Consider the following 13,580-nt stretch of genomic DNA (forward strand, 5'->3'; position numbering starts at 1 on the left):
CCATAGAAAGTTAGCCTAGATTTTGAGGTCGTAATGATTCAAAGAACAAAAGCAAAAGTAATGGGAGCACCAACCCCAATGGCGGGTCTGGCTCTTGGTATTGCGAGCTTAGGTTGGAGTTGGGAAAACTTCGCCGAATTACATGGCTATGGACAGTGGATTAGCGCAGGTATTGCAAGCGTACTGCTAGCAATCTTGGCGACTAAATTTCTTTTTCACAATCATTTGTTGAGACAAGATCTTGCGCACCCTGTGGTGGGTAGTGTCGTTCCAACTTTCGCGATGGGAACCATGGTGGTTTCAAATTCTCTAGGGCACTTTTTCCCTGTTGCAGGTGACGTGCTTTGGTTAGTGGCGGTAGCTCTACATATCGTGTTCCTAGTGAGCTTCTTGTACCACCGCGCGAAAGACTTCGAACTACACCACATGGTGCCAAGCTGGTTCGTACCACCAGTGGGTATTATCGTTGCAGACGTGTCTTTTTCTGGTAACCCAGTGCTTGCACCTATTGCACACGGTGCGTTGGTCTTCGGTATGGTGGCTTACGCGGTGATGTTGCCAATGATGATCTACCGTTTCATGTTCACTCATGAAATCCCAGATGCAGCAAAACCAACCATGGCAATCATGGCGGCACCAGCAAGCCTATCATTGGCTGGTTACCTAACCGTAACGGCAACACCTTCACCAGTGATTATTGCTCTGTTGTTTGGTATCGCAGTATTGATGACAGCCATCATCTACTTAGCCTTCTTTAAATTGCTAAGACTGCCATTTAGCCCTGGCTATGCAGCGTTTACCTTCCCAATGGTGATTGGTGCAACGGCTCTGTTCAAAACAGCAAATTGGATGGAAGCAAATGGTCTAGCAGCGCACTATGTACAACAAGTTCGCGGCCTGGCAGGTATCGAATTGATTGTGGCAACGATTGTGGTGACTTACGTAGGTTTGCAATACATCAATAACTTACTAATCCAACCACGCTTGATGACGACACATCACGCATAAGTCTTACTCGTAAAGCAAAGCCTCTTGGTCTCTCTCGCCAAGAGGCTTTTTTTGTATCGGTAGGATCGGGACTAAAGCTAATCTGAAGATAAAAAAATGCCACCCCAAAAGGGTGGCAGGAAAAATAGATACAATTTTAATACATCAAACTTTAGTAACCGCGGCCATTGTAGCGAGAGTTCTCATGCAGAAGATGGCAATTCGAAACTTACCTCTCTTCACTATGCCTACCTGTCTGATGGGCGTGCGTTCTTTTTATCCTTTCTTATAGAAGCGCGACATTTCATCGAGAGAGTCCTGAATCACGTTCACTGGTACTTGGTGTTCCGTATCCACTTTAAGTTGATTATTGAGTTGCTGAGAATGCCCTCCTGGGTTTACCACTAACATGGTTTCTTTCCCTACCAGCGCATAGTTGTAATAACTGCCCGCAATGAACCAATCACGTGGAACACAATTATCAAATAGGTCTCGTCCTACGCTATACGATTGGGTGCCGCTTTTAACGTCGAATAGCTCGTTCATTAGAGTTGGCACAATGTCATAGTGTGTGGTGCGGTAGTTGATCTGCTCTGGCTGATGATCCGGAAGATAAACGTATAACGGCACATGCACTTGAGTGTCACTGTAGTTGCCCGTATGGCCCCAGTAATTCATCTTATGGTCGTTAAATTCCTCACCATGGTCGGAAGTAATCACCACAATGGTGTTCTCTAAGTCGACATTCTTCAGCACTTTTGCGATCAAGCTGTCGATGAAATTCAACGAGTTTTTATAGCGGTTATGATAAAGCGAGGCATCGAAATCGTTGTTCAGAAGAATATGATCGACACGTTCCCAATAAGGCTTGAATTTAGCGAACTCAGGTTCTGGAAAACTGGTGCCATGAGCCGAATCGTAAAACAAGAAGCTAAAATACGGTTTGTCGCTATCTTGCTTTTGAAACTGAATAAACTCATCGGTGATCTGCTGGTCACGCTTGATTTGTGTTTCGCCAGTTTGTTTAAGGGTGAGATCTTTCACCTTTTTAAAGACGGTGCGCGACAAGGGGGGGCTAGTTAATGGTGCTGAACCAAAAATACCCATTCGATAGCCTTGGTTTTGTAGGGTATCCATGAAGACGGGGGATTTCTGACTCGCATAAAAGCTGTCCCAGTAAGTTGCTGGCAAGCTATAGAACAGACTAAAAATGCCCGCTTGAGTAGAGTTACCACCGCTCATGTGTTGAGAAAAATTGACCGTTTTTTCGGAGAACTTGCTGACATTTGGCATGATCTCTGGTGTTGCATCACTGTAGCGCCAAGCATCAACCAGAATGAACAACACATTCGGCTGTTTAGATTTAGGTTCTACATTTACAGGGGCGAGTGGGTAGTTCAGTGAACTGCTTTCAATGTTTTTCAGCTCCACTCGGTTTTGTGAGGCCATATTTTCATCCACCAAGTGATGACGATAGATAAACTTACGCGTCGTTAATGGGTAGTAAAGAGGCCAGTTATTAGAGAACTGACTGACTTCGTCGTCATAGAGTGCGTTCTTATAGGCGTGGATAACCTGAGTGCTCAGCAACAAGCCAAACCAAACCGCAACAATCAAGAACTTTGCTCGGCTATGAGCCAGTTTATTGGCTAACCAAACGGTGCATGCCAAGCCAATGGCGAGCAGTGCAATGTCGCTAATAAAGATCAGCCAACTCATCCAAGATATTTCAAATACGTCACGACCGCCTTCGAAGAACATGCGGATCAACAGGCCATTGATGTGTAGTTTGTATTGCTGGAAAACGAGGATATCGACTTTCAACATGATCAAGAGCGTGATGGCAATGGTGATCACAACGACTTTGAACATGCGTGTCGGCAAAAAGGACAGCAATAAACAACCCAGCATCAGCGGAAGAGCAATTAAACCCAACCAGCCAAATTGTGTAGCAAGCAAATAATATTCTTGCAGAAAGGTGAGCGGTTCTGCTTGGTTGTTTGACAGCAAAAATGGGTAACAAGCGATCGACAGATAAAGCGCAAAGCAAGCAAAAAATGCAATCAGCCAAGCGCTATTTGAAGAAAATTTGCGCAACATAGTTTTGGTATTCCAGTGCTTTTTCATCCCTATCAAATCAAGAACAAAGTGCGGCTCGGCGTGAAATCAAAATGACTGAACCCCGTGATTCTTCGCCTTCAACTCAATATTCAATTTGATGGGTATTGTTATAAAAATTTGCGTGAATTATAAAACAATGTTTTTTATCATGAAATAGTTGTGACTGATGTCACGCTTTGTATTTGCGTGTAAGACGTGACTTACAAATGTCAGTTGCTGGTTATTTGCGCAGAGTTTGAGTGTTCTCTAACCTTTTGTTATTTAAGCTATCGAGATCGCTCTAGGAATAAATGTGGCTGTGCTAAGCTTGCAAGCAGTTTCCATTGGCATGCGGTGCTCCTACTTTGTTTACTGTCTATCATTCCAATCAGGTCGATGTTCTCAAATCACTTCTTGTTGAACTGATTCGCATCAATCCATTAGAAAACCCATTCGAAAAAGAGCAAATTCTGGTGCAAAGCCCGGGTATGTCTCAGTGGTTAAAAATGGAAATGGCGAAAGAGTTTGGTGTTGCAGCAAACTTAGAATTTCCGCTGCCAGCGACTTTCATTTGGGACATGTTCACCCAAGTATTGGCTGATGTGCCTAAGCGCAGTGCCTTCAACAAAGAAGCCATGACGTGGAAGTTGATGCACTTGCTTCCGGGTTTACTTAACGAAGCGTCCTTCGAACCTTTGGCTCGTTATCTTCAGGACGACAGTGACAACTCCAAGTTGTATCAATTGGCAGAGAAAATTGCCGATATTTTCGATGGTTATTTGGTGTATCGCCCAGAATGGATTGCAAGCTGGGAAGCAGGACAAACGGTGCCTGAACTTGAAGACGAACACCCATGGCAGCCGATTTTGTGGCAGGCATTGTACGACCACACGGTTACCCTTGGGCAGTCGCCTTATCATCGTGCCAATTTGTACGAACACTTCATTGATACGCTCGAAAACTTCAACGGTGACTTTGACCATCTGCCGAAACGTCTGTTTGTGTTTGGTATCTCTTCACTGCCGCCACGTTACATGGATGCGCTCAAAGCCATTGGTGAACACATTGATGTGCATCTGATGTTTACCAACCCTTGTCGTTATTACTGGGGTGAGGTACGCGACCGTAAATTCCTAGCTCGCTTAGCAGCAAAGCATCGCCAGCACGTGGTGTGGCAAGAAGACCATTCTGAAGTGCAAGGTGAGAGTGAGCAGTTAAAAGGTTCGCTAGAAGAAAACGTGGTGGATGAGCTGCATACCGATGTGGTGGGTAACAGCTTGTTGGCATCGATGGGTAAACTTGGACGCGATAACATGTATCTGTTGTCGCAGCTCGAATCCCATGAGATTGAAGCTTTTGTTGATGTCGAGCGAGACAGTCTGCTCCACCAACTTCAAGCAGATATTCTTAATTTAGAAGAACACCAAGACGACGAGCAAATCGACAGCAGCCAGCACAAACAAGTGGTGAGCTTGGGTGATAAATCTCTGAGCTTGCATTCTTGCCACAGCCCAATGCGAGAAGTGGAAGTGCTACACGATCAGCTTTTGGCAATGTTCGATGCTGACCCAACACTGAAACCGCGCGATATTATTGTCATGGTGGCAGACATCAATGCCTACAGCCCTGCGATTCAGGCGGTGTTCGGTAATGCGCCGGGTGAGCGATTCATTCCTTACTCGATTTCAGACCGAACGGCCGATCAAGAAAGCCCAATTTTGGCGGCTTTCATGCAACTTGTTAATTTACCGAATACACGTTGCTTGGCTTCTGAATTACTTGAGCTGTTAGAAACGCCGGCGATTTTGAAGCGATTCGATCTCAGCGAAGATGATTTCCTTCAAGCCAAACAATGGGTGGAAGAATCCGGCATTCGCTGGGGGCTAGATAGCCATACCGGCAGCGAATTTGAACTGCCAGAAACACGCCAAAACACATGGCAATTTGGTATCCAGCGTATGTTATTAGGTTACGCGATGCCAGAGTCTGCTGGTTTGTTTGAAGCACAAGAAGGCAGCCTCTCACCATACAATGAAGTGCAAGGCATGGGCGCAGAACTTGCCGGTAAGTTAGCTCACTTTATCCAACAAATTAGCCAATATCGCCGCAAACTTTCCCATGTTCAGTCGATTGATGCATGGCGTGAAACCTTGGTGGCGATGTTGGATGACTTCTTCTCTGTTGAGCTAGAAGGGGAAATGGCGCTTAAGTCGATTCGAGATACCTTAAGCCAACTGAAAGAACAGCTAACCGATGCAGCATTTGATGATGCCTTGTCGCCTTCTATTGTTAGCCAGTATCTGCAAAACAAGCTGTCAGGAACACGGGTTAGCCAGCGCTTCCTTGCCGGACAAGTGAACTTCTGTACTCTGATGCCAATGCGCTCTATCCCATTTAGAACCGTGTGTCTGCTTGGTATGAACGATGGCGTTTACCCGCGCTCAATGCCACCAGAAGGTTTTGACTTAATGACGGGGCGCACTAAGCCGGGCGACCGTTCACGCCGAGACGATGACCGTTACCTATTCTTAGAAGCCATGTTGTCTGCGCAGCAAAGTTTGTACATCAGTTACGTTGGGCGTTCTATCCAAGATAACACTGAGCGCGTGCCGTCTGTGCTGGTATCGGAGTTGATGGAGTATTGCCATCAGAATTACTGCCTAGATGGCGATCAAGACCAGCCTGTTGATGACTCGGGAGATAAACTACTCAACGAGTTAGTGAACGTACATGCCATGGTGCCATTCAGCCCAAGCGCATTCCAAGGCTCTCATTCAAGCTATGCCAAAGAGTGGATTCCAGCGGCGTTGACCCAAAGCAATCAATCGCAAGGTCATGCGCGTGGCGAGTTTAACCGCGCATTGGATGATTACTTACTTGGCGCAACCTTCCCAATCGAATTGGATTTGGTGGAATTACAACGCTTCTGGCGTTTGCCTGTTCAGTATTTCTTTAACCGCCGTTTGAAAGTGATGTTCGAGCCGCCATTGCCTGTGATGGAAGATGATGAGCCATTCGTATTAGGTGGCTTAGAAAGCTATCAAATGCGCGATGAGCTACTAGAAACCTTGCTCGAAACCGCCATTACTCAACCATCCGCAAAAGCAGACGTGCTCAAGCACTTTATGAGTGAGCAACGCGCGCAGGGCAAATTACCGGTTGGCGCATTTGGTGATATCGAGTTTGAAACCAACCGCGTGCAAGCGGAAGAGCTGGTGGATAAGTTGGCGTTTTTATCCGGCGCACCGCAAGACGATTTAGAAATCGACCTTACCTTCGATGTGCTTGGTGAAGGAAAAAACATCCGTCTAACCGGTTGGCTGACTCAATGCTATCAATCTGGTTTGATTCGCTACCGCAGCGGTAAAATTCGTGCGCAGGATTATCTTGCTGCATGGATTGATCATCTTGCTATGTCTGCCTCTGGTCATGCTAGAAAGACCCACGTTATCGGTTATGACCGCAAGGAAGGCGCGGTGCATTTGGTTTACCCTGCAATGGCAGACGCTGTGCAAGCGAAACAGCTACTTGCTGAATTAGTACGTTTGTTTTTTGAAGGCATGACCAAACCATTACCATATTTCCCGAAAACAGCACTGGCGTGTGTCGAGGCGGGCTTTAGTCGTGGCCACTGGGCTGATGACGAAGAGAAATCGCTGAAGAAAATGGCGGACGCATTCAATGATGGTTACATGAGCCCAGGCGAAGGAAACAATGCGTATATTTCGCGTATTTGGTCTGCTTGGAATGACGGGCTGGCAGCAGAAGTTCGCACACTAACCGCATTGGTTCTTCAAGGCGCAAGATTGACGGCGATGGATGCCGATGATGAAAAGTAAGTTGGATTATTTAGATAAAAAAGAGAGTAGGGTGGCCGCCAGAAAATCATTATTTTTTGTAGGGCGTTCGCTGTACGGCCACAAGGTCAGAGGGACCATGATTCGTTTGAGTGTAGCCGCCTGAAAGGCTTGGCTTATCTCGTGAGGCGCATACTAACGGTACTCCGTAATGATAACCGTGAGTGAGATCCCACAAAGGTCTAAATATTCCAACCTATTAGACATATTAATAGAATTTTTAACGATAGATCACAGTTCGATCAGTCGATAATCCGGAGAGATTCAGCGTTATGGCGCAAATGTCAGTTCCAACTCCACTGCAAACCATGACTTTTCCACTGCATGGTGCAAGGCTAATTGAAGCATCGGCGGGTACGGGTAAAACCTTTACCATCGCGGGTTTGTATTTGCGACTCCTACTAGGGCATGGCACTGCCGATACGAAGCACCGCGTGCCGTTGACCGTGGATCAAATTCTGGTGGTGACCTTTACTGAAGCTGCAACGGCGGAGCTGCGTGATCGTATTCGTGTGCGTATTCACGACGCGAGGATCGCATTCGCTCGCGGGAAAAGCTCAGATCCTGTGATTCAGCCTTTGTTGGAAGAAATCGAAGATCATAAACAAGCCGCTGAGATCCTATTGCAAGCAGAGCGCCAAATGGATGAAGCCGCGGTGTACACCATTCACGGTTTCTGCCAACGCATGCTGACGCAAAACGCATTCGAATCCGGTAGTCGTTTCAATAATGAGTTTGTGACAGACGAAAGCCATCTTAAAGCGCAAGTCGTTGCTGATTACTGGCGTCGTAACTTCTACCCTCTGCCATTCGCTTTGGCTGGAGAAGTTCGCCAACTCTGGGGCTCGCCATCGGATCTGTTATATGACATCAGCAATTACCTCACAGGCGCGCCGCTAAGTCTCTCTGTTCCTGCAATGCAAGGTAGTCTTGCCGATTTGCATGAGCAAAACTTAAAGCAAATTGATGCTTTGAAAGCCCAATGGCGTGATAACCAAGAGGACTTCCTCGCACTGATTTCTGATTCCGACGTCAACAAACGCAGCTACACCAAAAAGTCTTTGCCGACATGGTTAGAAGCGGTAAACGCATGGGCTGCGACAGAAACCACGGGCTATGACTATCCAGATAAGCTGGAGAAGTTCGCCCAGAATGTGTTGTTTGAGAAAACTCCGAAAGGCACTACGCCACAGCACCCTGTGTTTGAGGCGATTGAAGCTTTCCTTGCCAACCCAATCAGTTTAAAAGCGCCGCTATTGGCTCACGCAATTGAGCATTGTCGCGTGATGCTGGCAAAAGCAAAAAATCAAAAACAATGGTTGTCATTTGATGACTTGCTGACTCAGCTTTCTGCCTCGATTGATTCCGATGAAACCGCACTACTGACAGAGCGCATTCGCACGCTTTATCCGGTTGCGATGATCGATGAATTCCAAGATACCGACCCACTGCAATACAGCATTTTCAGCCGCATTTATTTAGATAACCCTGAGTGCGGTTTGTTTATGATCGGTGACCCGAAACAGGCGATTTACGGTTTCCGTGGGGCGGACATCTTCACCTACATCAAAGCTCGTAACCAAGTTAGTGCTCACTACACGCTTGGCACCAACTGGCGATCAAGTGCCGATATGGTATTGGCAGTGAACCAGATTTTTGCTCTGCCAGATAGTCCGTTTATTTATGACTCCGACATTCCATTCCATTCTGTGGATTACAGCCCAAGTGCCGACAAACGCGTTTGGACCATGGGTGGTCAAAAACAACCTGCACTGACTTATTGGCTGCAAGAAGCTGAAGGTAAACCTCTGCCAAAAGGTGAATATCTCACCACTATGGCAGAGGCGGCAGCGAGCCAAATTCAAACCATTTTGACCGCAGCGCAACAAGGCCAAGCGTGTCTGGTTAATGGCGAAAAGCAGAAACCAGTCAAAGCAGGCGACATTGCAGTATTGGTGCGAACGGGGAGCGAAGGTCGCATGGTCAAACAGGCGTTAGCAGACCAAGGCATTGCTAGTGTGTATTTGTCCAACCGCGATAGTGTGTTTACCAGTTCCGTCGCACAAGACTTACAGCGTTTGCTGCAAGCGGTGTTAACGCCAGAAAATGACAGAGCATTGCGAGCCAGCCTAGCGTCAGAATTGTTTGCTCTGGATGCAGCCAGTTTAGACGCCCTCAATAACGACGAAACCGTGTGGGAAAACGCGGTTAATGAGTTCAAAGAATACCGCAAACTTTGGGTGCAACGTGGTGTGCTTCCTATGCTTCGAGCAGTGATCAGCAAACGCCATATTGCTGAACGTCTGCTAGAAGAAGGAGCGAGCTCACAAAGCGAAAACGGTGAGCGAGTACTTACCGATCTGATGCACATTGGTGAGCTATTGCAGCAAGCAAGTAACGAATTAGACAGCGACCACGGTTTGCTACGTTGGTTAGCGCAATCCATCAGCGATGCAGAACATGGGCTAGGTGGCAGTGATGACCAAATTCAGCGTTTGGAATCAGAGCGTAACTTGGTGCAAATCGTCACCATTCACAAATCCAAAGGTCTGGAATATGACTTGGTCTTCCTACCATTTGTGTTTGGTTACCGAGAAGCAAGTGAAGCCAAATACTACGACGCTGAGAACGATCGTACTGTACTTGATATCACGGGCAATGATGCGTCGTTAAAACAGGCAGATAAAGAACGCCTTGCTGAAGATTTACGCCTCATCTATGTAGCGCTAACGCGTGCCGTGTATGCCTGCTTTATTGGTGCTTCACCGCTGCGTAATGGTCGCTCAACCAAAGAGCCAACCGGCGTGCATCACAGCGCAATTGGTTACTTGGTGCAAAATGGTCAAGAGGGTGGCATCAACGACCTGTTTGTTGGGTTGAAGAAGCAACAAGAGAATCTCGATAACGTGGTGATTTGTGACCCTCCAAAGCAGCACGACGATATCTATGTTGCGGAGCAAACCGAGTTAGAAGCGTTGACAGCTAAAGAGCTGCAAAACCCAATTGATAGAAACTGGCGAATCACCAGTTACTCGGGCTTGGTTAAGCAAGGTTCTCATCATGCTGAACATGACGCGACGATTGAAATTACTGGCTTTGATATCGATTCTTCAGAAGAGCAAGATGAAGCGGAATTGGTTGAGCCAGAACGCTCTATCTTCAACTTCCCGCGTGGCGCACGTCCGGGTACTTTTCTGCACAGCTTATTTGAGGAAATTGAGTTTACTCAACCAGCGACAACGGAAGAGAACACCCAAATTATCCTCGGTTTAATGGAAAGTGAGCAGCTTGATGAAGAGTGGCTGCCAATCCTGCAACAGTTGATTGATACCGTGCTGGCAACGCCTTTGGATAGCAAAGCACTACTGCTCAATCAAAAAGGTCCGGCGCAACGTTTGGTTGAGATGGAATTCTTACTGCCGATTGAAGTGTTGTCTGCACCTGCATTGAACCGCGTGATTCAACGTCATGATCCGCTGTCTGCTAAAGCGGGCGACCTGGGTTTCCAAACCGTGCAAGGCATGTTGAAAGGCTTTATTGACTTGGTGTTTGAGCACCAAGGCAAATACTACGTCCTCGACTGGAAATCGAACCACTTAGGTGATGATGTATTCCATTACCATGGCGATGCGTTGAAGTCGGCGATGGCGGATCATCGCTACGATCTGCAATACCAAATCTACGCTTTGGCGCTGCATCGTTTCTTGCGTAGCAGATTGCCAAATTATGATTATGAACAGCACTTTGGCGGCGTTTATTACCTGTTCTTGCGTGGTATGGATGGGCAAAGTGATCATGGTGTTTTTTCTGCCAAGCCAACCTTTGAATTTTTACAAGAGATGGATCATTTGATTGATGGTCAAGCACCTGACACGCGATCCAGTGAATTGGGTCAGATGGAGTTAATTTGATGAAAACCAATGATCTTCTTTCTGAGCAAAGCAGCCCTCTGGCAACAAAAGATCTAGCGGCAACACGAGATCTATTGGCAACTTTAGAATCGTTGGCAAACAAAGGAGCGATTCGCCAATTGGATTTCCAGTTCGCGCGCTTTATCTATTCGCAAGTTGAGCAACAAGCGAACAGCCAAGAACTGGCATTTATTGCTGGCGTGGTCAGTAGTGAGTTAGGCAAAGGACACATCTGCTTGCCTCTGTTCGATAGCCAAGGGCAACCAACAGACCTTGCCAGTAAGCTCGGTCTGTTTGGGGAGTCTGCGTTAGCGCTTAATACTCAGCTGCAAGGCGTTAATTGGGTTGAGCTTCTGCAAGCGTCGCCTTTGGTTGGTGCTCAAGGTGAAGCTTTGCCAATGATGTTTGATGGTGAACGTCTCTACTTGCATCGTTACTGGCACTATGAAGTGACGTTGGCGGACAAGCTCAATCAACTCAGTGCGGCTGTAAATCTACAGCCTCAAGAGTTCACACGTTTGCCTGAGTTGCTGCATCATTTGTTCGCTCGTCAGTACCACTTTCTGTTCAATGCATTAGCCAAAGCGACAGAGTCGGGAACCAGCAACCAAGTGCTACGCCAGCAATTAGTCTGTGACCATTTGGATGTGGTTACTGTAGACAGTCTCGATTGGGCTGCCATTGATGCGGCAGTCTGCCAAGCGAAACAAGTTCACGATCTGCAAGTGCTGGACAAGCTGGTACCGTTGTCAGCTTGTGTTAACTGGCAGAAGGTCGCTGCTGCGGTAGCACTGACGCGTCGTTTTGCGGTGATTTCTGGTGGGCCGGGGACGGGTAAAACTACCACGGTAACCAAATTGCTTGCCGCGCTGATTGAGCAAGCAGGACAAGAGAAAAACCTCACCATCAAGCTGGTGGCGCCGACGGGTAAAGCGGCAGCACGTTTGACGGAGTCGATTGGTAAAGCGATTCAAGAGTTGCCAGTGGAGCCTGAGCTTAAAGCGAAAATTCCAACCGAGTCGAGCACTTTGCATCGCCTGTTGGGCGCGATTCCAAACAGTGCAGAGTTTCGTCACAACAAACAAAATCCGCTGCACCTCGATATTTTAGTGGTGGATGAAGCTTCCATGGTCGATTTGCCGATGATGTACAAAGTTGTTGATGCGCTACCAAAACATTCACGTTTGATTCTTCTCGGAGATAAAGATCAATTGGCATCGGTAGAAGCGGGTGCGGTGCTCGGTGATATCTGTTCGTTCCACGCATTTGGCTTTGGCAAAGAGCAGGCGTCTGCGGTCGCGAAGTTAACAGGCTTTGACACCTTGGCGTACAGCACCAACAGTAATACTTCGATTGCCGATAGCTTATGTATGCTGCAAAAGAGTTACCGATTCGATGCTCGCTCCGGTATCGGTCAGCTAGCGAAAGCGGTCAATGCTGGCTCAGCCGCAAAAGTAGACGACGTTTGGAATCGTGATTTTGCTGATATCGAGCATTTCGCACTGAGCAGCCAAAACTACAATCAGATGATGCAGACTTTGGTTGCCGAATATGGTCGTTATTTAAAACGCATCGGACAGCAAGAGATTGACCAAAAGACAGGGGAACCAGAAACACTGACCCACAAAGCTAAAGCCGTGTTGGATACCTTTAATCAATGCCGATTATTGTGTGCTATCCGTGAAGGTGATTTTGGTGTGACCGGTTTAAACCAACGCATTGAAAAAGCACTAGCTGCACGTAAGTTGATTCAAACCCAAGATGAACTTTGGTATCAAGGCAGACCTGTGATGGTCACGCGTAATGATCATGGCTTGGGATTGTATAACGGTGATATCGGCATTTGTATGCGAGACGACAGCGAAGGTGAGCCGCGCCTTAAAGTGTTCTTCGAACTGCCAGACGGCAGCGTGAAGTCGGTGCTGCCAAGCCGAGTCCCTGAGCATGAAACCGCATATGCGATGACCATTCATAAATCACAAGGCAGTGAGTTTGAATACACGCTAATGATTTTGCCGCCAGATTTCAGCCCAATCCTCACTCGCGAGCTGATCTACACAGGTATTACTCGTGCAAAGAAACGTCTTGCGATGTACGCCGAGATGAATGTCCTCAAGCGTGGTATTAAAGTGAAAACAACTCGAGCAAGTGGATTGGTTGAGCGACTAAGAAATTGAGTTTACTCATTCAAAAGTGAGAAGTTTTCATGAACTGAATATGTTTTTATGTGGCGGGTCGTAATCCCGCCATTTTTATGTATGAGTAGTTCGACCTGCATTGAACCCTATGCTTTTTCGACGATATTGTTTGAGCTTTGATGTCGAATGAGGTGTGACCGTGGACTTTGCCTGGCTTCTACATATCGCATTTATCGCTTTTTTTGTATCAGGTGCTGCGTTGTTTATTTGGTTTGTAGTGCTAGGTGCTTTTCTCGTATTCTTTACACCCAAAAATGTAAAACAGTACGCTTTCAACGAGCGACATTTTTCTGAAGTTGAGCTAGCCATCAGCTCCGGTTTTCATTTTGGCTCTCTTATCTATGGCACCGGCCTGCTTGCGACCATCGCGTTTCCTCGACTTGGGAAAAAGCGGGGACTGAGCGATGTACGCAACATAAGCCCTCAATGGCTCATTAAGGTTAGCGTGGTTTATTGGTTGATACTTCTAATCATTCTATTCGTTATATTTTCGACGTTATTAATTATGACCTTTCACTGAGCATACG

At 46.9% G+C, this 13,580-nt stretch carries 6 protein-coding genes; 5 read left to right on the forward strand and 1 reads right to left on the reverse strand.

Annotated elements, in window-relative coordinates:
- Positions 1 to 33 precede the first annotated feature (33 nt).
- Complete coding sequence (locus KIT90_RS21965) at positions 34 to 1,008, forward strand: TDT family transporter (protein WP_038866047.1); 975 nt, start codon at positions 34 to 36, stop codon at positions 1,006 to 1,008.
- Positions 1,009 to 1,263: 255 nt separating this feature from the next.
- Here KIT90_RS21965 and KIT90_RS21970 read toward each other — a convergent pair whose 3' ends face one another.
- Positions 1,264 to 3,087 carry a DUF3413 domain-containing protein gene (locus tag KIT90_RS21970; RefSeq protein WP_285378722.1) on the reverse strand — a complete coding sequence of 608 codons (1,824 nt, stop codon included), beginning with the start codon at positions 3,085 to 3,087 and terminating at the stop codon, positions 1,264 to 1,266.
- 365 nt (positions 3,088 to 3,452) lie between these two features.
- On the opposite strand from KIT90_RS21970, the gene recC reads away from it, so the two are divergent.
- The 4 genes from recC to KIT90_RS21990 all read left to right on the forward strand — a co-directional run bounded on the left by recC (position 3,453) and on the right by KIT90_RS21990 (position 13,573).
- Positions 3,453 to 6,926: an exodeoxyribonuclease V subunit gamma gene (recC, locus tag KIT90_RS21975; protein WP_285378724.1), complete on the forward strand. Its 3,474-nt coding sequence runs from the start codon at positions 3,453 to 3,455 to the stop codon at positions 6,924 to 6,926.
- A gap of 290 nt (positions 6,927 to 7,216) precedes the next feature.
- Positions 7,217 to 10,855 carry an exodeoxyribonuclease V subunit beta gene (gene recB / locus KIT90_RS21980; protein WP_285378726.1) on the forward strand — a complete coding sequence of 1,213 codons (3,639 nt, stop codon included), beginning with the start codon at positions 7,217 to 7,219 and terminating at the stop codon, positions 10,853 to 10,855.
- Positions 10,855 to 13,032: an exodeoxyribonuclease V subunit alpha gene (recD, locus tag KIT90_RS21985; protein WP_285378727.1), complete on the forward strand. Its 2,178-nt coding sequence runs from the start codon at positions 10,855 to 10,857 to the stop codon at positions 13,030 to 13,032. Before recB ends, recD begins: the two co-directional genes overlap by 1 nt.
- A gap of 160 nt (positions 13,033 to 13,192) precedes the next feature.
- Positions 13,193 to 13,573, forward strand: a complete 381-nt coding sequence (locus KIT90_RS21990) for a hypothetical protein (RefSeq protein WP_285378728.1) — start codon at positions 13,193 to 13,195, stop codon at positions 13,571 to 13,573.
- Positions 13,574 to 13,580: the final 7 nt, after the last annotated feature.

This window comes from Vibrio sp. B172a (assembly GCF_030248355.1).
In the GTDB taxonomy this organism is placed as follows: domain Bacteria; phylum Pseudomonadota; class Gammaproteobacteria; order Enterobacterales; family Vibrionaceae; genus Vibrio; species Vibrio owensii.

Excerpts from the sequence above, each read along its gene's own strand:
- KIT90_RS21965 (WP_038866047.1), top strand. The coding sequence starts at position 34 with ATGATTCAAAGAACAAAAGCAAAAGTAATGGGAGCACCAACCCCAATG.
- KIT90_RS21970 (WP_285378722.1), bottom strand. The coding sequence starts at position 3,087 with ATGTTGCGCAAATTTTCTTCAAATAGCGCTTGGCTGATTGCATTTTTT.
- recB (WP_285378726.1), top strand. The coding sequence starts at position 7,217 with ATGGCGCAAATGTCAGTTCCAACTCCACTGCAAACCATGACTTTTCCA.
- recD (WP_285378727.1), top strand. The coding sequence starts at position 10,855 with ATGAAAACCAATGATCTTCTTTCTGAGCAAAGCAGCCCTCTGGCAACA.